Annotated in this window: 25 protein-coding genes; 12 read left to right on the forward strand and 13 right to left on the reverse strand. The window is 67.9% G+C overall.

What is annotated here, in order from left to right:
• Window positions 1-3: 3 nt before the first annotated feature.
• Window positions 4-1,134, reverse strand: a complete 1,131-nt coding sequence (locus JKL49_RS07760) for a DUF2252 family protein (RefSeq protein WP_215339600.1) — start codon at window positions 1,132-1,134, stop codon at window positions 4-6.
• A 198-nt stretch (window positions 1,135-1,332) separates the two neighbouring features.
• Window positions 1,333-2,097 (reverse strand): PhoH family protein, encoded by a 765-nt coding sequence (locus JKL49_RS07765; RefSeq protein WP_215339601.1) that lies wholly within the window; start codon window positions 2,095-2,097, stop codon window positions 1,333-1,335.
• A gap of 314 nt (window positions 2,098-2,411) precedes the next feature.
• Between JKL49_RS07765 and JKL49_RS07770 the strand changes: the two genes are divergently transcribed.
• The 3 genes from JKL49_RS07770 to JKL49_RS07780 all read left to right on the forward strand — a co-directional run bounded on the left by JKL49_RS07770 (window position 2,412) and on the right by JKL49_RS07780 (window position 3,666).
• Entirely contained in the window at window positions 2,412-2,942 is a 531-nt protein-coding gene (locus JKL49_RS07770) for a gamma carbonic anhydrase family protein (RefSeq protein ID WP_215339602.1), read from the forward strand.
• A gap of 83 nt (window positions 2,943-3,025) precedes the next feature.
• Window positions 3,026-3,283, forward strand: a complete 258-nt coding sequence (locus JKL49_RS07775; RefSeq protein WP_215339603.1) for a type II toxin-antitoxin system Phd/YefM family antitoxin — start codon at window positions 3,026-3,028, stop codon at window positions 3,281-3,283.
• The gene (locus JKL49_RS07780; RefSeq protein WP_215339604.1) at window positions 3,280-3,666 is read left to right on the forward strand and encodes a type II toxin-antitoxin system VapC family toxin; all 387 of its coding nucleotides are present in this window, start codon (window positions 3,280-3,282) and stop codon (window positions 3,664-3,666) included. Before JKL49_RS07775 ends, JKL49_RS07780 begins: the two co-directional genes overlap by 4 nt.
• A gap of 117 nt (window positions 3,667-3,783) precedes the next feature.
• Here JKL49_RS07780 and JKL49_RS07785 read toward each other — a convergent pair whose 3' ends face one another.
• Together JKL49_RS07785 and JKL49_RS07790 are read right to left on the reverse strand one after the other, a co-directional pair.
• Window positions 3,784-4,458: a YiaD family glycine zipper/OmpA-like lipoprotein gene (locus tag JKL49_RS07785; RefSeq protein WP_215339605.1), complete on the reverse strand. Its 675-nt coding sequence runs from the start codon at window positions 4,456-4,458 to the stop codon at window positions 3,784-3,786.
• 63 nt (window positions 4,459-4,521) lie between these two features.
• Window positions 4,522-5,700 (reverse strand): acyl-CoA dehydrogenase family protein, encoded by a 1,179-nt coding sequence (locus JKL49_RS07790; protein ID WP_215339606.1) that lies wholly within the window; start codon window positions 5,698-5,700, stop codon window positions 4,522-4,524.
• Between the two features lie 81 nt (window positions 5,701-5,781).
• Between JKL49_RS07790 and JKL49_RS07795 the strand changes: the two genes are divergently transcribed.
• Both JKL49_RS07795 and JKL49_RS07800 read left to right on the forward strand, forming a co-directional pair.
• On the forward strand, window positions 5,782-6,663 hold the full coding sequence (locus JKL49_RS07795; RefSeq protein ID WP_215339608.1) for a hypothetical protein: 882 nt from the start codon (window positions 5,782-5,784) through the stop codon (window positions 6,661-6,663).
• Between the two features lie 27 nt (window positions 6,664-6,690).
• On the forward strand, window positions 6,691-7,299 hold the full coding sequence (locus JKL49_RS07800; protein ID WP_215339610.1) for a TetR/AcrR family transcriptional regulator: 609 nt from the start codon (window positions 6,691-6,693) through the stop codon (window positions 7,297-7,299).
• Here the strand turns inward: JKL49_RS07800 and JKL49_RS07805 are convergent.
• Entirely contained in the window at window positions 7,278-8,138 is an 861-nt protein-coding gene (locus JKL49_RS07805) for a dienelactone hydrolase family protein (protein WP_215339612.1), read from the reverse strand. The genes JKL49_RS07800 and JKL49_RS07805 overlap by 22 nt on opposite strands.
• 74 nt (window positions 8,139-8,212) lie before the next feature.
• Window positions 8,213-8,869: an alpha/beta hydrolase gene (locus JKL49_RS07810; protein ID WP_215339614.1), complete on the reverse strand. Its 657-nt coding sequence runs from the start codon at window positions 8,867-8,869 to the stop codon at window positions 8,213-8,215.
• Window positions 8,870-8,992: 123 nt separating this feature from the next.
• On the opposite strand from JKL49_RS07810, the gene JKL49_RS07815 reads away from it, so the two are divergent.
• The 4 genes from JKL49_RS07815 to JKL49_RS07830 all read left to right on the forward strand — a co-directional run bounded on the left by JKL49_RS07815 (window position 8,993) and on the right by JKL49_RS07830 (window position 13,697).
• Window positions 8,993-9,775 carry an enoyl-CoA hydratase-related protein gene (locus JKL49_RS07815; RefSeq protein WP_215339616.1) on the forward strand — a complete coding sequence of 261 codons (783 nt, stop codon included), beginning with the start codon at window positions 8,993-8,995 and terminating at the stop codon, window positions 9,773-9,775.
• A gap of 63 nt (window positions 9,776-9,838) precedes the next feature.
• Complete coding sequence (locus tag JKL49_RS07820) at window positions 9,839-10,312, forward strand: hypothetical protein (protein WP_215339618.1); 474 nt, start codon at window positions 9,839-9,841, stop codon at window positions 10,310-10,312.
• Window positions 10,313-10,525: 213 nt separating this feature from the next.
• Window positions 10,526-12,178 carry a choline dehydrogenase gene (locus tag JKL49_RS07825; protein WP_215339620.1) on the forward strand — a complete coding sequence of 551 codons (1,653 nt, stop codon included), beginning with the start codon at window positions 10,526-10,528 and terminating at the stop codon, window positions 12,176-12,178.
• A 223-nt stretch (window positions 12,179-12,401) separates the two neighbouring features.
• Window positions 12,402-13,697 (forward strand): amidase, encoded by a 1,296-nt coding sequence (locus tag JKL49_RS07830; protein WP_215339626.1) that lies wholly within the window; start codon window positions 12,402-12,404, stop codon window positions 13,695-13,697.
• Between the two features lie 41 nt (window positions 13,698-13,738).
• On the opposite strand, the gene JKL49_RS07835 is transcribed toward JKL49_RS07830, so the two are convergent.
• Both JKL49_RS07835 and JKL49_RS07840 read right to left on the reverse strand, forming a co-directional pair.
• On the reverse strand, window positions 13,739-14,374 hold the full coding sequence (locus JKL49_RS07835) for a hypothetical protein (RefSeq protein ID WP_215339627.1): 636 nt from the start codon (window positions 14,372-14,374) through the stop codon (window positions 13,739-13,741).
• A 362-nt stretch (window positions 14,375-14,736) separates the two neighbouring features.
• Window positions 14,737-15,288, reverse strand: a complete 552-nt coding sequence (locus JKL49_RS07840; RefSeq protein WP_215906455.1) for a PAS domain-containing protein — start codon at window positions 15,286-15,288, stop codon at window positions 14,737-14,739.
• Between the two features lie 175 nt (window positions 15,289-15,463).
• Between JKL49_RS07840 and JKL49_RS07845 the strand changes: the two genes are divergently transcribed.
• Entirely contained in the window at window positions 15,464-16,369 is a 906-nt protein-coding gene (locus tag JKL49_RS07845; protein ID WP_215339628.1) for a hypothetical protein, read from the forward strand.
• 267 nt (window positions 16,370-16,636) lie between these two features.
• Here the strand turns inward: JKL49_RS07845 and JKL49_RS07850 are convergent, their stop codons facing one another.
• The 4 genes from JKL49_RS07850 to hfaA form a co-directional block, all read right to left on the reverse strand.
• A complete protein-coding gene (locus JKL49_RS07850; RefSeq protein ID WP_215339629.1) occupies window positions 16,637-19,531 on the reverse strand; it encodes a M16 family metallopeptidase in 2,895 nt (964 codons plus the stop codon).
• Between the two features lie 89 nt (window positions 19,532-19,620).
• A complete protein-coding gene (hfaD, locus tag JKL49_RS07855) occupies window positions 19,621-20,814 on the reverse strand; it encodes a holdfast anchor protein HfaD (protein ID WP_215339630.1) in 1,194 nt (397 codons plus the stop codon).
• Entirely contained in the window at window positions 20,777-21,781 is a 1,005-nt protein-coding gene (gene hfaB / locus JKL49_RS07860; RefSeq protein ID WP_215339632.1) for a holdfast anchoring protein HfaB, read from the reverse strand. Before hfaB ends, hfaD begins: the two co-directional genes overlap by 38 nt.
• Entirely contained in the window at window positions 21,771-22,220 is a 450-nt protein-coding gene (hfaA, locus tag JKL49_RS07865; RefSeq protein ID WP_215339634.1) for a holdfast anchoring protein HfaA, read from the reverse strand. The genes hfaB and hfaA overlap by 11 nt, the downstream gene beginning before the upstream one ends.
• Before the next feature lie 165 nt (window positions 22,221-22,385).
• On the opposite strand from hfaA, the gene JKL49_RS07870 reads away from it, so the two are divergent.
• Window positions 22,386-23,024 (forward strand): rhomboid family intramembrane serine protease, encoded by a 639-nt coding sequence (locus tag JKL49_RS07870; protein WP_215339636.1) that lies wholly within the window; start codon window positions 22,386-22,388, stop codon window positions 23,022-23,024.
• 57 nt (window positions 23,025-23,081) lie between these two features.
• Complete coding sequence (locus tag JKL49_RS07875) at window positions 23,082-23,510, forward strand: CBS domain-containing protein (RefSeq protein WP_215339638.1); 429 nt, start codon at window positions 23,082-23,084, stop codon at window positions 23,508-23,510.
• A 325-nt stretch (window positions 23,511-23,835) separates the two neighbouring features.
• Here JKL49_RS07875 and JKL49_RS07880 read toward each other — a convergent pair whose 3' ends face one another.
• Window positions 23,836-24,273, reverse strand: a complete 438-nt coding sequence (locus JKL49_RS07880) for an RrF2 family transcriptional regulator (protein WP_215339640.1) — start codon at window positions 24,271-24,273, stop codon at window positions 23,836-23,838.
• Window positions 24,274-24,511: the final 238 nt, after the last annotated feature.

A 24,511-nucleotide genomic window follows, 5' to 3' on the forward strand; every position in this document is an offset into this window, starting at 1 on the left:
GCCTCAGGCCGCGACCTCGGCGTAGCGGCGGCAGTGCTCAAGGTAGGCCGTCTCGTGGCTGGCCAGGAGTTCGACGACGCTGCTCCACAGCCAGGATGGCGCGTCCAGGCTCTTGGAGCGGTTGCGGTCCAGCTCCGCGGTCCAGCGGGCGCGGGTCTCGCCGTCCATCTGGCGGCCATGGGCGCGGCCCACCACGCCGGCCAGGAACCTCGCCGAGGAGATGGCTTCCGGCGGCGTCAGGGTCTCGAACTCCAGCTTCAGGTCCTGGGGCAGCAGTTCGCGGACGAACACCGCCTTGTCCAGCACCCGGCCGGCGCTCATCCGGTCGCCGAGATAGGGCGAGAGGTGGCGCGCGCCCTCCACCACCCGGCGGCCATTGTCGCGGGGCATCTTGGCGTCTTCAGCGCGGGGGGCCGCAGGCTTTATGGCCTCCTTCACGTCGATCAGCGACAGCTGGCGCTTCTTGCCCTCGCCGATGGCGATCAGCACGGCGTAGCGCAGGCGCCCCAGCGACGAGCAGCCCTTGACCCAGAAGGCGGCGTCGAGGAATTCCACCGCGCCTTCGCTGGGACGGGAGTGCAGGGCGGTGGCCAGGGTCCGCAATTCGTTGGTGGCCACCATGTCCGAGAGGGCCAGCCGTTCCTCGTGCGTGAGGGGCCAGAATTTGCGACCGAGCGGAATGGTCGGCGTGGTATCGACGATCCGCTCGCGAGCCAGGTGACGCCAGTTTCGGTTCAACGCGGCATGCAGCGCGGTGCGCACGGCCTCGGGTTCGTGGGTGTCGCCGTTGTCGCGCTCGGGCGATAGGGCCGCCTGATAGCCTTCCACCACCTGCTCCAGCACCCGCGCCGTCGTCACGCCCGGCAGGTCCGACCCGCGCACGGCGCTGGCCAGGGACAGAGCCAGCCGGATGACGTCATGGGCCGGATTGCCGACCACCGTCTGGTCCAGATCGCGGATTTGGATGGCGATCTCGCCCTTGGCGTTGGCGACGGGCCCCAGATTGCCGACATGGCAGTCGCCGCAGATCCACACCGGCGGGCCGATGGGCATGTCGCGGGTGTTGGCGCGCTGCAGCCAGTCGTAGAATCGGGTGGTGCTGCCGCGCACATAGGCGTGGGCCGAGCGGGCCATCTTCAGCTTCTGGCGCGCGCTTAACTGGCCCGCGCGCTCTTCGACCGAGGGCGGCCTCAAGGCTGTGCCCGGTCGGCGTCGAATCTGCCCGATGTCATGGAATGCCCCGTCTCGCCCGTCTGTGACGGCTAAACGCTGGCCGGGCCTAAGGTTCCATTGGCCGGCGCCGGATTGCTCCGGAGCCGGCCTTGGAAAGGTCTAGAGGACGCCCAGCATCTCGGCGACCAGGGGGTGACGGACGATGTCGCGGTCTTTCAGGCGGACCACGGCGATGTTGGAGACCGCTTCCAGCTTGTCGGCGACGGGACCCAGGCCCGAGAGCTCCGGCAGCAGGTCCGACTGATTGGGGTCGCCGGTGACCACCATGGTGGAGTGCCAGCCCAGGCGGGTCAGCAGCATCTTCAGCTGGCCATAGGTGCAGTTCTGGGCCTCGTCGATCACTACAAAGGCGTTGTTCAGGGTTCGGCCGCGCATGAAGCCTACCGGCGCGATCTCGATGGCGCCCTCGGTCATCAGGGCCCGGACCCGCTTCATGGAGAGGCGGTCCGACAGGGCGTCGTAGAGCGGGCGCAGATAGGGGGCGAGCTTGTCCTCCATCTCGCCGGGCAGGAAGCCCAGGGATTCGCCGGCCTCGACGGCGGGGCGGGAGAGCACAATGCGCCCCACCTTGCCGGCCTCCAGGGCCTCCACCGCCTTGGCGATGGCCAGATAGGTCTTGCCGGTGCCTGCGGGACCGAGCGCCATCACGAGGTTCTTGGCGTCGATGGCCGCGATCAGTTCGTCCTGACCCGGTGATTTGGACTTGATGGTCTTTAAGTACCCCTGCTCGCGGTCATCATTGTGATGCGCCAGCGGTGACCAGGCCCGTTCTACGGGCAGACGGCGGATCTTGCCGTCATCCTGGAATTGGCCGGCGTCGAAGGCGCCTTCGCGCACTTGTCGCTTCAGGGCTCGCTTGGTCATCAAAGCCTCCGTAAGGGCATGAAAAAAGGGCGCATCCGCAATGGATGGCCCTTCGAGGTCGACTGGTGATGTGAGACAGAACCGCGTCGTGCGCAGCCCGGCGGACCGCTTTCGCTTCGCAATGCTGGCGGAGAACCCCGCCGAAGCCACAAACGCGACACGCTCGTCTCCGTCATGCGGGGAGCCAGGACCGAAAACCGGCCATGGCCGGTTCGGGAAGGCTATCGCCCTCTCGAATCGCCCGACTAAGATGATCCTAACGGGGTTAATCGCGGATTAAACAACGGATCGACGACAATAATGAGGGTGCGACAATGAGTGTCTATAACTTGGGCGACGTGGCTCCGGAGCTTCCGGATGCGGACGAATACTGGATTGCGCCCAACGCGGCGGTGATGGGGAACGTGATTCTCAAGAAAAACGCGTCGGTCTGGTTCGGTGCGACAATTCGCGGCGACAATGACCCAATCATCATCGGCGAGAACTCGAATGTGCAGGATGGCTCGGTCCTGCATACAGACACAGGTTCGCCCCTGACCATCGGGGCCAATGTCACGGTGGGTCACATGGTGATGCTCCACGGCTGCACCATCGGCGACAATTCCCTGGTGGGGATCGGCTCGATCATCCTGAACGGGGCGAAGATCGGAAAGAACTGCCTGATCGGCGCCAATGTGCTGATCACCGAGGGCAAGGAAATCCCCGACAACTCCCTGGTCATGGGCGCGCCGGGCAAGGTGGTGCGTGAGGTCTCGGAGGGCCAAGCCCGCATGCTGGCCGGCGGTGCGATGCACTACGTGGCCAACTGGCAGCGCTACAAGCGAGAGCTGAGGGCGGCGGGTTAGGCTGACGCTCGCCTTGATCCGGACTATGGGGTGGTCCATATTGGTAAGGACGGACCATCTTATGGTCCGGAGGATTGCCTCAAATGCGAGTTTCAGTAACAGACGCCAAGGGTCAGCTGACGGATTTGGTCCGGCGGGCAGAGGCTGGCGACGACGTCATCCTCACCCGCCACGGCCAGCCGGCGGTTCGGCTCGTGGCGATACGCGCGGTGGGTGACCCCGCGGCGCGCCGAAAGCTCATGGAATCCATCCGGCGCTCGGGCGCGGCGAAGGCGGTGGCGGGCGAGCCCGCCGCGCGGAGTCAGGACTTCCTCTACGACGATGACGGCCTGCCGAAGTGATCGCGGTCGATACGTCGGCCTTGATGGCGATTGTCCTGGGCGAGGCGGCGTCGGACGCCTGCATCGATATCCTTGAGGCAGATTTGGAGGTGTTCATTTCCGCCGGCACCTTGGCTGAAGCCCTGATCGTCGCCGGCCGCCGCAACGTGACCGACGAAATGACCAGCCTGGTGGGAAATCTTGGCCTCACAATCGTTCCGGTCTCCGAGGCCGCCGCCAGCCGGGTCGCCCTTGCCTACAATCAGTGGGGCAAGGGCGTTCATCCGGCAGGGCTGAACTTCGGCGACTGCTTCGCCTACGCCGTGGCGAAAGAGCACGACTGCCCGCTGCTGTTCGTCGGTGAAGACTTCTCGAAAACCGATCTGCAGGCGGCCCGTCGCTGAGACCCTAGAGCCCTTTCCGATCTGATTGACCCATCAGATCGGATAAAAAGGGCTCTAATTCAAAAAGTTAGAGCATTTTTCGATCCGATAACCGTTTCACACTTATCGGAAAATGCTCTAGCCCTGGATCGGCCGCAGGATGATCTCGACGCGGCGGTTCTGGGCGCGGCCCTCGGGCGTTTCGTTGCTGGCCACCGGCTGGCGCTCGCCTTCGCCGGCCACGAAGATGCGGGCCGGCAGGACGCGGCCGGCGCCCACCAGATAGTTGGCGACCGAGCTGGCGCGGCGTTCCGAGAGCGCCTGGTTGTAGTCGTCGGCGCCGCTGGAATCGGCGTGGCCGACGATGTCGATGGTGGTCTGCGGGTAGGCGTTCAGGGTGCGGGCCACATCGGCCAGCACCGGCTCGAACCGTGACTGCACGTCGGACTGGTCGACGGCGAAGGTGACGTCGCTGGGCATGATCAGCACGATGTTGTCGCCCTGGCGGCGGACCTGCACACCCGAACCTTCCAGCGAACGGCGGAAGTCGGCCTGCTGGCGGTCCATGTAGTTGCCGACCGCGCCGCCGGCCAGGGCGCCGATGCCGGCCCCGATCAGCGCGTTCTTGCGGCCCTGCTCACCGCTGTTGGTGTTGGTCAGATAGCCCAGGGCCGCGCCGCCCAGGGCGCCGGCCAGCACGCCGGTCCCGGTATTGTTGCGCACCGGCATGCCCGTATAGGGGTCGGTGGTGGTGCAGGCGGTGAGCGCCGCCGCGCCGGCGAGCATGGCGAGGGTGGTGGTGAACTTGGACATGACCGTCTCCGGGACTTGGGGGGTAAGCGCCGGAAACGCCCGTTCACGGTGAAGGTTCCGCACTCAGATTTTGAGGACGTGCTTGGCCATGATGTTGCGCTGAATCTCGTCGGATCCGCCGGCGATGCTGGCGGCGCGCCCTTCGAGATACCGGGCTACTTCCCGCCGCGCCCAAGCCGGTCCGAGCGGTTCGGCCACCCCATCCACCTCGGGAAACCAGGGCGCGGCATAGGGGCCGGCGCACTCTACATAGAGCTCCGTCAGTCCCTGGACGATGTCGGTGCCCTTCAGCTTGAGCATCGAGGACTGCGCGCCTGGGGCTGAACCGGCTGCGACTTCCCACAGGGTGCGAAGCTCAGTCATCTCCAGGGCTCTCAACTCGATCTCGAGGCCGGCCAACCGCTTCGCGAAGCCCGGATCGTCGATGAGGCGGTCGCCCTGCGAGCCGGGAATTTCCGTAGAGGCCGCGATTCGAATGCCGCGGGCGAGGTTGAGCGACAGGGAGACGAAGGCCTGCCCGGTCCGCTCGTGGGTAAGCAGGCCCTTGGCATAGGTCCAGCCCTGGCCCTCCTCGCCGATCCGGTTTTCCACCGGGACCCGGACGGCGTCGAACGTGACGCGATTGAAGGAATGACGGCCGTCGATCGAGATGATCGGCGTCACCGTCACGCCCGGGCTGCGCATGTCGATCAGCAGGAAGGTGATGCCGGCCTGCCGCTTGGCCTCTGTGGCAGTTCGCGTCAGGCAGAAGATCCAGTCCGCCTTGTGCGCGCCGCTCGTCCACACCTTTTCGCCATCCACCACGTAGAACTCACCCTCCCTGACCGCCCGGGTGCGCAGGGCGGCGAGGTCGGACCCGGCCCCGGGCTCGGAGTATCCCTGACACCAGCGGGTGGTGTCGGCGACGATGCCCGGCAGGAACCGCTGCTGCTGCTCGGCGCTGCCGAAGGCGAAGAGAACCGGGGCCAGCATGCCGGGGCCCATGCCCCCCACCTGGGCGGGAACGCCCGCCGCCGAGGTCTCTCTTTCCCAGATGAAGTTCATGGCCGCCGTCCAGCCGGGGCCGCCGAAGGCGACGGGGAATTTGTTCACGGCCCAGCCCCGCGCGAGCAGGGCCTGATGCCAGCGCGCCTCGTCAGCAGGCGACCCGTCGAAGGGCGCGCCGGGCGGGAACACCCTGGAGATCAGCGCCCGAACCTCGCCGCGAAAGGCGCTTTCCTCAGCCGAAAAGTCGAGATGCATGGCCGGTCCGGATTGTTATTATAAGGATCGTCTAATAGTATCTGGCCTCATCAGACCCGGTCAACCGACAGCGAGGCCCAGATGTCCCACGCGCCCTTCACGACGACCCTCCAGGGCGGAGTCATCGCCGGGCCGGTCCGCCGCCCGGACAATTTCTCCAAGCACGCCAAGGGCTCGATCCATGACGACGCCACGGCGCAGAAGCTGGGCTTCAAAGGCGGCACGGTGGCCGGAAACATCCACTTCGAGCAGTTCCCGCCGGTGATGGCGGAGCTGTTCGGGCGCGACTGGTATCGCACCGGCAATCTATCGCTCTATTTCCTGAACCCGACCACCGACGGCGAACCCGTCCAGGTCTTCACCCGCGCGCCGGTCCCGCGGGCGGAGGGCGGGATGCGCGCCGAGGTCTGGATGGAGGACGCCGAGGGCCGAAGGGTCTGTGAGGGCACAGCCGCGTCAGGCCCGCCGGACATGGAAAGCTTCCTGCGCCAGAAGTTGAAGACTGCCCGCCCGGCGGAGGATCTGCGGATTCTCAAGCGGTCCCAGGTGGGCGACACCTGCGTGGACATCCCCGCGCGCCTGGCCCTGTCTCGCAATGAGAACCGCCTGGAATTCATCACCGAGTCGCTGCCCGAATATGAGGACGCAACAGTCTGGGGGGAGAGGGTGGCCGCCCCGGCCATCGCCATCGACGCCATGCGCGAGGTGGAGACGCCGCTGTTCAAGCCCGACGAGGCCTTCGTCGGCATGTTCGGCGCCATCGAGGTCCAGTGGCTCGACGGCCCGGTGTTCATGGAGCACGACTATCTCGCGGACGGTCGGCTGCTCGCCCTCTCCGAATCGCCCAAGACCGAGGTGGCCTGGTTCGAGAGCACCCTGCGGGACGCCGAGGGCGGGCGCGAGGTCTCCAGGATGATCCTCATGACCCGCCTGCTGAAGGGCTCCTCGCCGCTCTGGACCTGAGCGGGGAGGGCGCGGCATAGGCAGACCATGACAGAGCGCATTCGCACGCGGCTGACGCCGGCCGCTCGCCGGGACCAGATTCTCGACGTCACCGCCCGGGTGATCGTTCAGGAGGGTCTGCAGGCCGCCACCATGGAACGGCTGGCGCGGGCCGCGCAGGTGAGCAAGGCCCTGGTCTATACCTATTTCGCCACGCGCGATGTGCTGCTGGGCGCGCTTCTGCAGCGGGAACAGGCCGAGCTGGGCGACCGCGGGATGGCCGCCGCTCTGCGGGCGGAGACCTTCCCAGACCTGATCGCCCAGACCACCCGGCACTATCTGGAGCACGTCCGGGACCGGGGCCCCCTGATCGCCGCCCTGCTGGCCGATCCCGCCACCGCCGCCTTGATGGAGGCCGAGAGCCGGATCAATCGCGATCAGACGATCCGCTATCTGGTGCGCGCGACGCGCCGCGCCTACGGCCTGCCCCTGGCCCAGGCGATCGCCGCAGTAGACATGCTGATGGGGGCGACCGGGCGGGCCGGGAATCGCGTCGCCGACGGCGACCTCGAGATCGAGGACGCCGTCGACCTGTGCGTGCAGATCGCCCTGGGCGGGCTGGAACGCCTGGCGGCTCAGGCCAGGGCGCGGGCGTAGAGCGCGGTGAGCGCCGCCCACGCGCGCTCGGCCTCGGCTGGGTTGTAGACGGCGCCGTCCTTCACGCACCAGCCGTGCTGGGCCTTGTAGACTTCCACCGTGGCGGGGAGCTTGGCGGCGGCGAAGGCTTCCTTGAGCTTGTCCTTGGCGTCCGGCTGCTTGGTGTCGTCGTTCTCGGCGATGGCCACCAGGAAACCCGCCTTGGCCTTGGCCAGCTGCAGATGCGGGCTGTCGGGCTTGTCGGTCACCAGGCCGCCGCCGTGGAAGGAGCCGGCGGCGCCGACTCGCGTCGGATGGTTGGCTGCGGCGATGAAGGTGTAGGGACCTCCCATGCAATAGCCCTGCACGCCGATCTTCTTCTTGGTGTTCACCGGGGACTGCTTGTCCAGCCAGGCGACATAGGCCGCCGTGTCGTGGGTCTTAGCCTCGGGCGTCAGCGGGGTGGTGAGCTCCACCAGCTTGGCGCGGTCGGTGGGATTGGAAAACTCGAAGGGCCCCGTGATCACCGGCGCCTTGCGGGTGCGATAGAAGGGATTGGGGACCACGACGGCATAGCCCGCCGCCGCCATGCGCTTGCCCATGTCGCGGAAGGCCGGGCGCAGGCCCAGGATGTCGGTGAAGATCACCACCCCGGGCCACTTGCCCTTGCCGGCCGGGTGGAAGAAGGCCGCGTCGCAGGCGCCGTCGGCGGTGGTGATGGTGACGTCGGTCTCGACCACCTCGGCGGCCAGGGCCGCGCTGGCCACGGCCACGCCGGTGGCCATGGTGACGGTGGCGAAGCCACGGCGGGTCAGGCGCGAATCGCGGTTGGCGCTGGCGGGATTGAGTTCGTCGTCCATGGGGAGCCTCACCTGGTGCCGGCGCTCTCCGGCGGCGCCGCCTGCACGCAGGTTATCGCAGATGCATCCGAGCGCTAGGACAGAACGCCGCGCAGGAACTGTTCGCCGAGCTGCAGCCCGCCCAGGTCGATGCTGTGGCCGAGGCCCGGCGAGACCTTGCCCTGCACGTCGAAGCCGGCCTCCAGCAGCAGCTTGCCGGCCTGGTGGAAAGCGGCGATCGGCAGGACGGGGTCCGAATCGCCATGGATCAGCAGGATCGGCGGCTTGGTCCTGGCGTTGGCGGGGCCGGACTCGTCGGCCAGCATGCCGGAATAGCCCAGGATGCCGGCGATCTGCGGCTGGCGCTGGAGGCCCACCTGCAGGGCCATCATGGTCCCCTGGCTGAAGCCCACCAAGGCCAGGTTCTTCGGCTTCAGATCGTACTTGGCCAGCTGGGCGTCGATGAAGGCGTCCAGGGTCGGCGCTGCGGCCCGCGCGCCGGCGGCCCGGCTGGCGGGATCCATGCTGCTGAGACCCCACCACTGGTAGCCGTCCGGCGCGCCAGGGCAGATCTCCGGGGCGTTGGGGGAGATGAACACCGCGCCGGGCAGGGCCGCCTGCCAGTGGGGGACAAGACCGATCAGGTCGGCGCCGTTCGAGCCGTAGCCGTGCAGCAGGATGACGATCTGGGTGGGCGCGCCGCCGTTGGCGGGCGGGACAACAGGGCCTTCGAGGGTAGGAAGCGTGGTCATGGCGGTTTGGTGCGGGACGACGCGCGTCGGGTCAAGCGCTCGCGGCGCTTCCTCAAGTCCGCTTGACGGACGCAGCGGCGCCCCGCCAGCCTTCCTCCCAACAAGACAATGGGAGGACACCCGATGGCCTATGAATTCATCTCCGTGGAGCGCGAAGGTCCGGTCACGGTCTTCACCCTGAACCGGCCCGAAGTGATGAACGCGGTGCATTCGCCTATGCACTTCGAGATGGACGAGGCCTTCAACGCCTTCAACGCCGATCCCGAGCAGTGGGTCGGGATCATCACCGGGGCGGGCGAGCGCGCCTTCTCGGCCGGCAACGACCTGAAGAACCAGGCCACCGGCGGCTCCATGGCGATGCCGAAGTCGGGCTTCGCGGGGTTGGCTCAGCGCTTTGACCTCAACAAGCCGCTGATCGCCGCGGTGAACGGCGTGGCCATGGGCGGCGGGTTCGAGATCGCACTGGCCTGCGACATTATCGTGGCCTCCGACAACGCCGTCTTCGCCCTGCCGGAGCCTCGCGTCGGCCTGGCCGCTCTGGCCGGCGGTCTTCACCGCCTGCCGCGCGCCATCGGCACCAAGCGGGCCATGGGGATGATCCTCACCGGCCGCCGGGTCTCCGCCGCCGAGGGGCACGAACTTGGCTTCGTCAACGAGGTCAGCACCCAGGCCGACCTGATGGCCACCGCCAAGCGCTGGGCCGGCCAGGTCGCCGAGCTCTCACCCATGTCGATCCGGGCGTCGAAGGAGGCGGTCTACCGCGGCCTGGATGAACCGACCCTGGAGGGCGCCATCGCCGGCCAGAACCGCTATCCCGCCATCTCGGCCCTGTTCCGCTCGGAAGACTTCGTGGAGGGCCCGATGGCCTTCGCCCAGAAGCGCGCCCCGAACTGGAAGGGCAAGTAGGTAGCTGACAAGCCCTGTCAGCAGGGTGGCGGTAAGTCCAAGCTCCAGCTTGAGGAGCCTTCGATGTCCGCCGCCCCCCAGACCTCCCGCCACGCCTTCGACTTCAACCATGGCGACTGGATCGTCACCAACCGTCGCCTGAAGACGCGCGGCGGGGGCTCCACCGACTGGGACGTGTTCGAGGCGCGCCAGCGTTCGGACCTGAGGCTGGACGGGATGTGCAGTCTCGACGAGATCGTTTTCGCCGACCACGGCTTCAAGGGCATGACCTTCCGGCTCTACAACCCGGAACGGGACGAATGGACCATCTGGTGGATCACCGACCGCGACGGGGTGATGCAGCCGCCGGTGATGGGCCGCTTCGACGGGACGCGGGGAACTTTCCGCGGCGAGGACATGGACGGCGACCGGCCGGTCCAGGTGGTGTTCGACTGGCAGACCGCCGAGCCCAACGCCCCGCGCTGGAGCCAAGCCTTCTCCTATGATGGCGGGAAGAGCTGGGAAACCAATTGGATCATGGAGTTCCGTCGTCCGTGACGCCGGCGTCAACTTTATCAGGGTGACGCGGCGTCCGGTCTTGTGTCGGGCGCCGAGGCTAGTAAGGGTGGCCCAAACACATGGAGCGTGACAGCCTGAAGTGGGTACCGGTTCAGGCGCCCGTCACGCTCCAAGTCTAAGCAAACGAGCCTGTTTATCCGGTTCAGATGAGTTCATCTGAAACGGGCAGGCTCTTAGGGATGGGGCCGCGCTATGGACCGCTACGATTACATCATCATCGGCGCCGGTTCGGCCGGCTGCGTGCTGGCCAACCGTCTGACCGAAGACCCCACCGTGAAGGTCCTGCTGCTGGAAGCCGGCGTGAAGGACAATTCCCTGATGGTGCGGATGCCGGCCGGTGTTGGCGGCCTTATCGGCGCCAAGGGCACCTACAACTGGGGCTTCTGGACCGAGGAAGAGCCGAACCTCAACAACCGCAAGCTCTGGTGGCCGCGTGGCAAGGGCTGGGGCGGATCCAGCTCCATCAATGGCATGATCTACATCCGCGGCCACGCCCGGGACTACGACCAGTGGCGCCAGATGGGCCTGCAGGGCTGGTCCTACAAGGACGTGCTGCCCTACTTCAAGCGCTCGGAAAGCCTGGAAGGCGGCGGCGACCAATGGCATGGCGGCAGCGGCCCGCTGGCGGTCACCAAGGCGTCTGATCCCAACCCGATCTACAAGGCCACCATCGAGGCGGGCCGTCAGGCGGGGCACAAGGTCACCAGCGATTTCAATGGCTTCCAGCAAGAAGGTTGGGGCCCCTATCAGCTGACCATCAAGGGTGGCGAGCGCTGGAGCGCGGCCAAGGGCTACCTGCATCCGGTCCTGACCCGCACGAACCTGACCTGCCTGACCGGCGCGCGCACCACCAGGATCATCATCGAGAACGGCCGCGCCACGGGCGTCGAGTTCATCGACGACAAGGACGTCAAGCAGGTGGTCCATGCCGACCGCGAGGTGCTGCTCAGCGCCGGGGCGGTGCAGTCGCCGCACATTCTGCAGCTTTCCGGGATCGGCGATCCGGAGGAACTGACCAAGCACGGCATCCCGGTGGTCCATGCCCTGAAGGGCGTCGGCGCCAACCTGCAGGATCACCTGGACGTGACGCTCTCCTGGGAGTGCCCGCTGCCTATCACCGTCTTCTCGGCGCGCAAGGGCATCAAGACCGCCCTGATCGGCATCAACTACCTGCTGTTCAAGAAGGGGCTGGGTTCCAAGCAGATGCTGGAATCGGGCGCCTTCCTGAAGTCGCGTCCCGACCTCGACCGCCCCGACCTGCAGGTTCACTGCGTGCTGGCCGTGATGCAGAACCACGGCAAGACCCAGGTGGCCAAGGATGGCTTCACCTTCCACGTCTGCCAGCTGCGCCCCGAGAGCCGTGGCCGGGTGGGTCTGAAGTCCGCCAACCCGCTGGATGATCCGGCGATCTTCGCCAACTACCTGGCCACCGAGGAAGACCGCCGCGCCCTGCGCGAAGGCGTGAAGATGATGCGCGAGGTCGCCCGCCAGCCGGCCCTGGACAAGTACCGCTCCACCGAGCTGTTCCCCGGCGAGGCGGTCCAGACCGATGCCCAGATCGACGCCTGGATCAAGGAGGTCGGCGAGACCATCTACCACCCGGTGGGCACCTGCCGGATGGGGGCGGCCGACGACGACATGGCGGTGGTGGACGGCGAACTGAAGGTGCGCGGCATCGCGGGCCTTCGCGTCATCGACGCCTCGGTCATGCCGACCCTGGTGGGGGGCAACACCAACGCCCCCACCATCATGATCGCCGAGAAGGCCGCCGACATGATCCGTGGCAAGCAGGCCCTGCCGGCCGACGACGCCCCCGTTTATGAGGACGGCCAGAAGGCGGCCTGATCCTGGATCCATGGCGCACTGATCCGGCTGGCGGTGGGGTCGAGGCGTCATCGGGTTTCGCCGAGGCGGGGTTCTTCGTGGGCATGCCTCATGAAACGCGTGAGGCGGCCGGAGTCAGGCGATTCTGCTCACCGGCCGCATAAAGGTGAGGCCTGCGTTGGGGGTTCGACTCCCCGGCGGCCCCTGCGGCCGGGTAGCTTCTGGGCCGGCATGAAGGGACACGATGACGAACACCTCACGCGACCGCCTGGAGCAGGCCCTGGCGCGGATCGGCGATCCGGCGGGGGAGGGCGCGCGGACGTATCTGACCCTTTATCCTCAGGCCGCGCGGGCGGCGGCGGGTGCGGCGGACGCGCGAGCCCAGGCGGGTGAGGCGCTGGGTCCGCTGGACGGGGCCATTGTCAGCCTGAAGGACCTGTTCGACGTGGCGGGTGAACCGACCCGCGCCGGCTCGCGGGTGCTGGCCGCAGCGCCGCCCGCAACCGCTGACGCCCCGGTGGTGAGCCGCCTTCGCGAGGCCGGGGCGGTGATCGTCGGCAAGACCAATATGGTGGAGTTCGCCTTCTCCGGCGTGGGGGTCAATCCGCACTACGGCACGCCGGGGAACCCGGCCGACCGGGACCGTGTGCCCGGCGGCTCCACGTCCGGCGGCGCGGTCGCGGTGGTGGACGGGATGTGCGAGATCGCCATCGGCACCGACACCGGCGGCTCCACCCGCATTCCCGCCGCGCTGTGCGGGGCGGTGGGGTTCAAGCCCACCAAGTCCCGCGTGCCCACCCAGGGCGCCTTCCCGCTCTCGCCCAACCTGGATTCGGTGGGGCCCATCGCCATGAGCGTCGCGGCCTGCGCGAGCGCCGACGCCGTCCTGGCCGGGGACGCGCCCTGGACCCTGGAGGCCGCGTCGCTGGGAGGCCTGAAGTTCGGTGTGCCGCAGGGCTTCCCGATGGCCGATCTCGACGCCACCGTCGCCGTCAGGTTCGACGAGGCGCTCAAGTTGCTGGGGCGGGCCGGCGTCGCCCTTTCGGACCAGACCTTCGCGATGTTCGATGGAATGGCGCAGGTCAACGCGGTCGCGCCGCTCGCCTCGGTCGAGGCCTATGCCGTTCATCGCGAGCGGCTGGCCGCCCAAGGCGCGGAGTACGATCCTTTCGTCCGGGCTCGGGTCCAAGGCGGCGGCGTGGTTTCCCCCCAGCGCCACGCGGCCATGCTGGCCGAGCGGAAGCTGCTGATCGAGGCGATGGACGCCGCCCTGGTGGAGCTCGACGCGCTGGTCTTGCCCACCACGCCGATCGTGGCGCCGCGCAAGGACGAGGTCCTGACCTTGGAATCCTTCACGCCAAAGAACCGGCTGCTGCTGCGCAATACCTCGATGGTCAACTTCTTCGACCTCTGCGCCATCTCCCTGCCGCTGCCGCGCGGGGGCTGCCTGCCCACCGGCCTGATGCTGGTGGCACGGCGGGGCCACGACCGCCGACTGTTGGAAATGGCGGCGGCGATGGAGCGGTTGCTGGCGGAGTGAGGTGAATTTTCCGCCCTCCCATGAAGGGGAGGGAGGGTGCGTTACGGGGCGTCGAGGGCGAGGATCTGAGCGGGCGTCTCGGGCGTCGGGATCAGCGCAAGGGCGGGGGCGACGTGGTCGATGGCGATCCGACGGGGCATAGCGCCCGCGCAGCCGTCGCGTTCGCCCAGGCCCTTGAGATAGGCGCGGCGGACGGCGCCGGCCAGGGCGGCGTCCTGCGCCTTGCGGGCATGGGCCTCGGCGCCGGTGAGCGTGCGCACGACACCGCGATAGGGAATCCAGCTCACCGCCAGGCGCCGCACGGCGGCGGCGGCGGCGCGCGACGCCATCTTGCGCTTGGTGGTCTTGACCGCGTCGACGTCGAGGTCGGGGCCGAGCGCGGTGTCGAGTGCGGCGATCTGGCTGGCCATGGCGGCGCAGCTGTCGGCGGCCAGGGCTTCGTAGGGATCGTCAGCGGCCTTGCGCAGGCTGTCGGGGATTTCGGCCTGGTTGATGTTGAAGTCCGCCAGGGGTTGCTCGACCGCCGACATGAAGGCGTTGCGCTGGGGCGGCGTGGCGGCTTCCACGGCCTGGGCGTGGGCGTCCTGGGCGTGAGCACAGGGCGCGAACACGCCGAGGCTTGAGATGATGGCCGCGCCCGCGAGCCAGTGTCTTGGGGCGCTCAGTGGATGTTCCATCTGCGCTTCCTCCGGGTAGGCACTCTAAGCCGACAGGCTTTCCCGAGGATTTAAACGCGCGAAGAAAGCGGGCGTGGCATGGGGGTGACGCCAATCCTTCTCCCCTGGCGGCCCTGCGAAGCAGAGCCGGTGGGCCCGTCCAACTTAAGATCGTCATCCTCGGGCTTGTCCCGAGGATCCATGATCTCCGTTTGTCCGTAGAGGGCGCGAGCGGCGCCGCTGCGGGCCATCTGCTCCACGGTGTCTATGGATCCTCGGGACAAGCCCGAGGATGACGGAATAATTTGAGGGGGGAGCGTGAGCGGTCATCCGACCGGCCTCTGGGCGCCCGCTCTCGACCCCGCAAGGGGAGAAGGAATTCCTTAGGCGATCCGCCGCCCATCTAGCGTCGCCAGGCGCAGGCGAGGGGTTTCCTCGTTGGCGGGGCCCATGCCGCGGATGTCGCGGACGGCGAAGGGCTGGGCCGGGAGGCCGCGCAGGCGCGAGACCATGCCGAGCGGCTGGTAGAGGCCCAGGAACCGGTCCACCGAGCCGTCGGCGCCGGCCAGAGGGGCGAACAGCACCTCCATGGCCAGGCTAGGGCCCTCGGTCAGCACCTCGACGGTGGCGACGATGGGCTCAGGCCTGCGCCAGGCGGTCTCGAGCGCGGTGTGCAGGTTGAAGCGGTCACGCTCGCGCACGAGGCTGAGGCCGTTCTGCTGGCGAAGGTCGCGTTTGTGCAGTTCGGAGACGAAGCCGCCGGCCAGGCGCACCGGATAGATGCCCGACTTGACGCGGCCAAGGATGAAGACCTGGGCGATGATCTCGGAAAAATCGGCCGGGCTGATGGCGCTGCGAAGCGGCAGGCGGCCATCACCACCGCGCGTTCGCCAATAGTCTATCAACCGTTCTGTATTTGAATGGAACACCGACATCGAGATGCAGCCCTGTCCACGGCCTTCAACGACCGCATGGGGCTTGCAGAAAGATGCGGACCAGTCGCCGGGCGTCTCCAATCGGGACGTTTCGGCTCAAGCGGGCAGGGCGCGTGGCGATGTGCGGCGCGGTTCTTGCATGCTTAACGGTGGCCTTACGAGGAGGGGCCGTCCCATGACGATGCGTTCGACCCTGCTGGCCCTCGTGCTCGGATTTGGACTGCTGTTCCTGGGCAGCGCCACGCCGGACGTCGCGTTGGCGCAGTGCTGCGCCCCGCCGCCGGTGTGCTGTACGCCCCCGACTCCGCCCTGCTGCGTGACGCCGCCGACGCCGCCCTGCTGCACCCCGCCGCCGGCGCCACCGCCTCCGACGCCGCCCTGCTGCGACAGCGGCAACCGCACCAGCGTGCACGTCAACGTCTCCAGCGTGAATGTCGCCATCGCCAACGCCGCCGCGAGCGCGGCGGGATCGGCAGGCGCGGCAGGCCGGGCCGGCGCGGGTTCTACGACCTTCTATGGCGGCGGCGGCGGTGGCGGCGGCTACTCGCCCCCTATGTCCACCGGCATGATTCAGGGCCTCTATGTCGACTCAGGTCGTCGGATGAAGAAGACCAGCTATCAGGCGACGCGCACCAAGACGCGCCGGGTGGTGATCCAGGCCTTCTGCGTCGACGACCGCGAAATTCCTCATCCGGCCTCGCAGGTGACCCCCGACCGCGACATCGACGACGCCTATGAGGGCGAGCTCTATCGCTGCATCGCCGGGACCTACCTGTCCTGGACGATCGCCGAATATAACGGCCAGATCGACTTCGGCGGCGGCCAGACCCAGGTCTGCCGCAAGAACGACGCCCTCGTTCACCTGCCCGGCGGCAAGGTGGAGTGCCGGCCCCAGAAGCCTGGCCGTGACTGCAACGAGCGCTCGCTGCTGCGGCGGTTCGGGGCGGGCGTGAAGATCCTGACCATGATCATGACCGAGACCTACACGGCCTATCGCGAGGAAGAGGACCGTGAGAGCGGCTCTTCCACCGTCACCACGGCCATGAGCCTGGACGGCGGGGTCGGCGGGATCGTGTATTAGGGCCGGTCGGTTGGCTTGAGATTGCGGAGGGGCTCGCGGCGATGCGGGCCCCTTCTGCGTTTTGGGGTATGCCCAAAGATGATCTTGGGTGCGGGGACGGGGTTTGAACCTGTGAGGTTCAGGTTGTGAGCCCAACCTCCGCTCACCCCGGCGAAGGCCGGGGCCCAGATCGCAAGGCTCGGAATGCGATGTGAGACCGATCGGGCCATCCGATGGCCTGGCGCTCTATGACCTGGGTGCCGGCCTTCGCCGGGATGAGCGGTTGAGTTACTTCCCCGGCTTGACCTCGAGCATCCACATCCTGTCGTCCACCAGGACGTCCTGGGCGGCGCGGCGGACGTCGGCGATGGTGACGCGTTCGGTGCCGGGGAGGATGGCGCGGGTGGCGTCGAGGCGCCGCGGGTCAGCCTGGGCGCCCGAGAGCTCGTTTAGCCAATAGCCGTTGGTCTCGCGGGCCTTTTCGAACTGGTCGATGCGGGGCTTCTTGGCGCGTTCCAGTTCATCGGGGCTGATGTCCTTGGTGCGCATATCCGCCGCGATCTTGCGGACGTCGGCAAAGAAGGCCGGCAGCTTCTCGGGCGGGATCTCGACGTTGGCCGAGACATAGCCCCAGGTGGGCCAGACCATGGAGTGGTTGTAGCTGACCTGGGGCGAGTAGGTGGCCCCTTGGGTTTCACGCAGTTCGTCGATCAGGCGCAGTTCCAGCACCTCGCCCATGACGGCGGTGTCGCGGGCCTTCTGGGGATTGGCGAAGAAGCCGGTGGTGGGCCAGGCGAGGTAGCCGATGGCCTGGTCGGCGCGGCCCTTGTGAGTGCGCTGCACGGGCGTGGCGACGCCGGCCGGGAAGGCGACCTGGCGCTTGGCCGGATCGGCGGGCGTCGGGGCCGCGCGCTGGGGCAGGGCGCCGAAGGTGGCGGCGACAAGCTCGGTGGCCTTTTCCACCGTGACGTCGCCAACGATGACCACCTCGATGGGGCCGCTGGCGATGGCGGGCGATATCTCGTCCTTCAACTCAGAGAGTTTGGCGTCGGCGATCTGCGCGCGGCTGGGGAAGACCCAGCGCTCGTCGCCCGAGCGCAGCAGGCCGCCGAGGTCGCGGCTGAGCACGCCGGAATCGGTGGACTCATACTGGTCATGGAAGGTCTTGCCGGCGGTCTTGAGGCGGGCGAAGGCCTCGGGCCGCCAACCGGGCTCGGCGACATAGGCCGCCAGGACCTGCAGCTGGATATCCAGGTCGTCGGGGCGGGTGCCGCCGGAGAAGACGAAGGCGTCGTCGCCGATGCTGAACTGGGCGCCGTAGACGCGGCGGGCGAGCACGCGCTCCATGTCCTCGGCGCTGATCTTGGCGAGGCCGCCCTCGACATAGGTGCTGGCCGCCCAGGCGCCACTCTGGTGGTCGCGGGGCATGTCGACCCGGCCGCCGCCGACATTGACGCGCACCAGGACCTCGTCGTCCTTGAAGTGGGTCGGCTTGATGGTGAGGCGGACGCCGTTCTCGAAGGTGACGAAGGTGGTGTCGAGGTCGGTGACGTCCTTGCTGATCGCGACCTTGCCGGGGGCGCCGAAGGTCTCGTAGGGCCAGGCCACGGCGGTGGCGCCGGTGGGCGGGGTGACCTCCAGCTTGCGCGAGGCGTCCAGCGCGCTCAGCAGGGCCGGTTCGCCGCCGGCGATCTCCTTGGGGGAGGTCATGAAGATCAGCGGGCCGTCGCCGGTGAAGGCGGCCTTCAGGGCGGCGGAGACCTCGGCGGCCTTCAGCCCCTTTACCGACTGCTCGAAGAAGACCGCGTCCTGGGCCGGATTGGTGACCACATCGTTGTCGGAGAGCGAACCTGCGATCTCGTTGGCCAGCTGGCCCGGGGTGCGGGTGGCGGCGCCGGCGGCGTCGGCCTTGATGTTGGCGCGGACCTCCTCGATCTCGCGGTCCAGCTCGTCCTGGCGCACGCCGAAGCGGATCGCGCGGCGCTGTTCCTGGTCGGCGGCGGTGAGCGCGTCCTTCCAGCGGCTGGCCTCGGCGTTGACGGTGACCATGGTCAGTTCGGCGGCGTCATACTCGTCGCGCTTGAAGGCGCCGGCCCCCAGGAAGGGCGGATCGGCAGCGCGCGAGAGGGTGGAGAAGCGGCGGTTCAGCACCTGGAAGCCCAGATACTCGATCAGGTCGCTGCGGCGCTTGGCGATGCTGTCGGGGTTGGTGTCGGGGCCGTGGATCCAGGCGAGCTGCAGGGAGAGCGGCGCGCCGGCCTCGATCACCAGCCTGGCCTCAGGGCCGCGCGGGGCGACGGGGCCGAGGACCGGGTCGGGACCGGCCGGACCGGTGGCCTGCCAGTCGCCGAACTTCGCCTTGATCCTGGCCTCCATGGCGTCGAGGTCGAAGTCGCCGGCGGCCACCAGGACCGCGCGCTCGGGGCGGTAATAGTGCTGGTAATAGTCCTTGATCAGGCCGGCCGGGGCGTTCTGCAGCACCTCGACCTTGCCGATGGGGTCGCGCCGGGGGGGCAGCTGGTCCTTCAGCAGGAAGGCCTGGCGGGCGCGGTAGACGCGCGACGCCGGATTGTCCCGGGCGCGTTCCTCCGACAGCACCACGCCGCGTTCACGGTCGACGGCGGCCTGGTCGATGGTGAGATTGCCGGCGGCCTCGCGCAGCAGCATCAGAGAGGTGTCGAGGGTCTCGGCGTCGGTGCGCGGCAGATCCAGCTTGTAGACGGTCTCGTCGAGATCGGTCGAGGCGTTGGTGTCGGCCCCGAAGGCCAGGCCCAGGCGCTCCAGAATCTTGACCATGTCGCCCTCGGGCACGTTCTTCGAGCCGTTGAAGGCCATGTGCTCCAGGAAGTGGGCGAGGCCGGCCTGGGCGTCGGTCTCCTGCAGGGAGCCGGCGTCGAAGCGCAGGCGCAGGGCGGCCTGGCCGGCGGGGATGGACTGCTTGCGGATGGCGTAGCGCATGCCGTTGGGCAGGGCGCCGAAGCGGATCTCCGGATCGGCGGGGACATCGGAGCGGGCCTGGGCCCACTGGCCGGGGGCGAGCTTGAGCGGGCCGGCGGGGGCGGGCGCCTTGTCCTGTCCGAACCCGAACCCCCCAAGCTTGGGCATCGACATGTGGGCGACAGCGCAGCCGCTCAGGGCGGTGGCCGCGAGAAGCGCGGCGGCGCCGCGCAGGGGACGGATCATCAAGTCTTTCCGGGTCGAAGGCTCAAAAGGTCGGGCACCATGCGCCGGGGCTCATGGCGGGCGCAAGGCGGGACAAGGGCAGGGCGGCCTTACTCGCCAGGCCGGCTGACATAGTAGGTGGCGGTGTTGCCGACCGCGTTGGCGACGCCGGAGATAGAGCGTCCGGTGGTCAGCGTCGCGGTCGCCGTGGCGCCGATGTCGGTGGTGTTGGTCTGGCTGTTGGCGACCGTCAGGCGGCCCGAGCAGTCGGCGCAGGCGTAGCCGACGACAGCGTTGCCGCTGGCGCTGGCCGAGGCCAGGCCGTCATAGCCCTCGCCGCCGGTGTAGGCCGCCACCGCCTCGATGCCGCCGCCTTCGTTGAACTGGGTGTTGTCGACGATCACCTCCCCGCCGATGTCGCCCATGACCGCGTTGTTGCCGACGCCGTTGGCCACGGCCGCGCCGGAGCCGAAGTTGGCGGCCGAGCTCTCGGCCTGGGCCCGCACATAGGCCTGGTTGCCCTGGCTGGTGGTGGCGTCGAGCAGGTAGCCCTCGTTGACGGCGTTGACGTTGTTGCCCGCCGCGATGGCGGTGGTCTTGGCGTCCTGCACCTGGCCATAGGCGGTGAAGTGGGCGGCCTGGACGCTGTCGCTGGTGTTCTGCTGGTCGACGACGACGCGGGCGGCGGAGCCGCCGTCGCCGGAGTAGGCGACATTGTTGCCCATGGCCCCGGCCGTCAGCTCCGCCGAGCCGGACACCAGGCCGTAGATGGCGCCGCCATCGGCATAGACGTCGCCGGCGTTGGTCTGGTTCACGCGCACGCCCGCCGCGCCGACGCTGACGCCGAGGCTCTGGTCGTTGGCCACCGCCTGGGTGCTGGCGGCGACCTCACCGGTCTGCGCCTGCTCGGCCTCGATCTGGCTGTTGGCCTTGACGGTGGAGGCGGTGGTCGCCTGGTTGAAGACCGCGGTCATGGTCCCGGCATAGACGTTGGCGTCGCCGAGATTGCCGGTGGCCGTCGTGCTCAGATAGGTCTGGGCGCCGGAATTGGTGTCCACATTGACCACCGTATTGGCCAGCACATTGCCACTGGAGGTCTGGTTGGAGCGGAGGTCGAGGTCGCTGCCGTCGGTGGAGGCCGAATAGGCGTTACCGCTCGCCGTGGTGTTGGCGGTGGTGGAGTCGCTGACGGTCTCGACGTTCAGGGTCTGCTGGCTGAAGACGTCGCCGAGCTGGACCTGATTGTTCAGGACCGTGCTGGTCTGGCTAGTAGCGGCCCCGCACGGCAGGATCCCGACGAGCATTCCAGCGAGAAGGATCGGACCGCGTTTCAGCATTGTTGGTGCCCAGGTTGTTGTAGGCCGGCACATAGCCGCCGGTGATGCCCACCGTGCCGTCGCCCAGCGGGTCCGACGACAGACAGGCGCGGGGACCGGGCATGCCGTAGAGGTTGGCGGTCATCTCGACGACCGCCCGCTCGACGAGGGCGCGGACCGCAAGTTGCATGGGTTCCAGGGCCCCGGCGCCGGCCGAGACGTCGAAGACGTTGCCGCCCAGGAAGTCGAAGAGTCCGACCCCGACTTCGCGGCCTACCACCTGCTTCTGATAGGAGATGACGTCCACCACCTCCAGCGTGCGGGTGTTGATGAGCCGCATGTCCAGGCCGATGTTCATGACGAACATGCGCGCGCGGAAGGAGCCCTTCAGCTCCTTGGCGTCGGGGCTTCCGCCGGTGAGGTCGGCGCCGGAGGAGCGGATGTTGAAGTTCAGCTCGGTGATGCCGCCGGCCACATAGAAGTCCGAGCCGGGCACCTGGCCGGCCAGGATGCGGCGGTATTCCGCGGCCTGGTCGGGCGCGGGGTTCGGAGCATCCGAGATCAGCTTGTTGTTGGCGTACTTCAGCTCCAGCTCGGAGACCGAGGTGTCGAAGCGTTCAACCAGGGGCATGCCGGCCTTGGCGAAGGCCGACATGGCCATCAGCGAGGCGCCCTGGGTGATCTTGCGGCCCGATCCGTCGGACTCCGACTTGCCGGTGTAGTCGGCGATACGACCCACGGCGATGCGCGGGGCCACCAGCTTGGAATTGCGGGCGTAGCCGGCCATGCAGACCAGGGCGCCGGAATAGGGGGTGGGGTTGGCGGTGACCGGCGCGGTGCCGATGGCGCGGGAGTAGTTGCCGCTGGGGCCCGCCACCGGAGTGGCGCAGCCGGCCAGGCCGAGCGCCGCGGCGCTCAGCAGGCCCGCGACCCGGTAGAGGGAGCTACTGACCATTCCCAACGCCCCCGTTTGCACTGGCGTTTGCGCTGGCGTTGGCGGTGACCGCGCCGGTGTTGGTCTGGGTCGAGTTGATGATGACGGTGTTGTAGTTGCCCTGGGTGACCACGGTCAGGTTGTTGCCGATGGCGGTCGCGCCGCCCGACAGCGCTCCGACCCCGGCATAGGCGTCCACCACGCCCGAGGCGCTGGAGAAGCTGGACTGGTCCTCGCCCGTCAGCATCAGGCCATCGACGATGATGCGGTTGCCGTTGGCGTCGCGGGTGGAGACCTCCACCGGATGGTTTTCGGAACCGGCCACGCGGCCGTAGCCGGCATTGAAGTCGGCGGAGTTGGTGGCCATCGCCTGGGCGTTGGCCTGGCCGGCGACCAGGCTCACGGCGAGGATGCCGGCGAGCCAGACAAGACGCGGCGCGGCGGGGGGAGCTGCGGCCATGGAAATACGAAAACTCCGCGCGGACGAAAACGTCTGGCCAGTCGGGAGCAATGAGCGTGCCAAAACCGGACAGCTCACATTAAAGAGCCAAGACACTGGCGATTTGGTTAATGAGGTGTCGCCGAAACCCCCGGTTTCGTAGCTGTTTTGAGTTTGGAGCGTGTTTTGGACGAACCCCGCGAGCCCATGTTCAACGCTCCTTGGCCCGCCGTGGCTATCACCGTGGCGATCATCGGCGGGTTCGGTCTGCAGTCATTCCTGCCGCCTGAGCAAATCTTGCCGACCTACGGATTTTCGCCCGCCGGCCTGTCGGACGGGCGGGGGATCACCCTGATCACCGCGCTGTTTGTGCACGGGAGCTGGGGGCACGCTCTTATGAATGGGGCAGGCGCGCTGGCCTTCGGGACGCCGGTGGCGCGCTACTATGGTGTGAAGTTCACCGGGGCCTTGGCCTTCCTGCTCTTCTATCTTGTGTGCGGCGCGCTTGCGAACCTGGGTTACGGCCTGGTCCATGCTGGCGACCCCCATCTGCTGGTGGGCGCCTCGGGGGCGGTGGCCGGGCTGATGGCGGCGGCGGCGCGGATGATTGCGGGGAAGGGGGTTCCCGGCCCCTATCTCAGCCCACCGGTGCTGGGCATGACCACCGCGTGGGTTGTGGTGAACCTGCTGATCGCCGTGGTGGGATTCGCGCCAGGCGCCGGCGGCATGCCGGTGGCCTGGGAGGCGCATCTCTTTGGTTACGCCGCAGGCCTGGTCCTGGTGAGCCCCTTTGGCTGGCTATCACGTCGGGGTGTAGTCGATTGATCCGTCAGCGATATTGAGCGACCTTCGTTCTTCCGGGGATGACGGAAGGACGCAGCCATGCTTGTTTCGCAGATCCTGAAGGCCAAGGGCGACCTGGTCTTCACAGCAACGCCCAATGAGACGGTGAGCGCCATCTGCGCCCTGCTGCACTCAAGGCGTGTGGGGGCCATGATCATCATGGAGGGCGACCGTGTGGCGGGCATCGTCTCCGAGCGCGATGTGGTCCGGGTGATGGCCGAGCAGGGGCCCTCGGCCCTCAATCAGCCGGTCTCAAGCTGCATGACCCGCGACGTGGTGTTCGCAACGCCGGATGAGACGGTGAACTCCCTCCTCACCCGCATGACCGACCGGCGGATGCGGCATTTACCGGTCTGTGAGAACGAGCGGCTGATCGGCATCGTCTCCATCGGCGACCTGGTGAAGCACAAGATCTCCGAGGTCGAGGCCGAGGCGGACGGGCTGAAGGCCTATATCGCGGCGGGATAGGGGCGGGCGGCGAGCAGGATGCTTGCGCCAACACCAGATGTTCCTATTTTGTTCTTGACGACCTAACAGGCCGTGATATCCATCGCGCCTCGGTGAGCGGAGCGCTCTCGTGGTGTAAGAGCGTAGGTCTTGCCGGCGCTGGGATGGCGACGTGGGGTCTGGAGCGGCGCCAAGCGGAAGGGGAAGGGCCGTGAGGCCAGAGGGCCGAGCGGATCACTCTATAGGGTGAGATGGCGCGTCGGCGGGAATCGGACACGTACGGGCCTGGAGAGAGGGACTAGGCGGGCAGGGAAAGGCCCTGGAGTGTGCCGGTCTCCTGGCTGGCTCAGGCGAGCTTGAACACCTCGGCGCCTTCGCAGGCGGCGGCCTCGGCCAGGCTGTAGCCCTCCAGGACATCGGAAGTGGCGTCGCGGGCCCTCAAGAGAGCCTCGCGCAGGGAACAGGTGGCCAGGTCGGGGCAGTCGTCGCACTTGCGGAAGGACAGCCGGCTGACGCACGGGGCAAGGGCCAGCGGCCCATCTATGATGCGGATGACCTCGGCGAAGCTGATCTCGGCCGCCGGGCGGCCAAGGAGATAGCCGCCGAACTTGCCGCGCTTGCTCACCACCACCTTGTTGCGGGCCAGCTCCAGCAGAATCGCCTCCAGGAACTTGCGCGGCGCGTCGGCGCGGATGGCCAATTCGCCGGAGGTCACCTGTCCTCCGCCCGCCCGGGCCAGTTCGACCAGGGCGCGCAGTCCGTAGCGGGCCTTTTGCGAGAGCATGGGCTGAAAGGTCTCCTATCCCCGTGCGCAAAGGGTTTGCGCGCCTCCTTCATAAGGAGGCCATAGCTCTGTCCACAAGGCGGCGCGCCGATTTGTCATCAAACTGTAGGAAGGGGGTTGCGCGGTTTCGAACCCGCTCATATAAGCCCCCCTCGCTCAGACGACGGGGCGGCGGACAACGGCTTCAGGCGCTACCAAGCACTTGAAATCATTGTTCTTCGTAACGTCATTTCAGCGA

This window comes from Phenylobacterium glaciei, from assembly GCF_016772415.1.
GTDB lineage: Bacteria > Pseudomonadota > Alphaproteobacteria > Caulobacterales > Caulobacteraceae > Phenylobacterium > Phenylobacterium glaciei.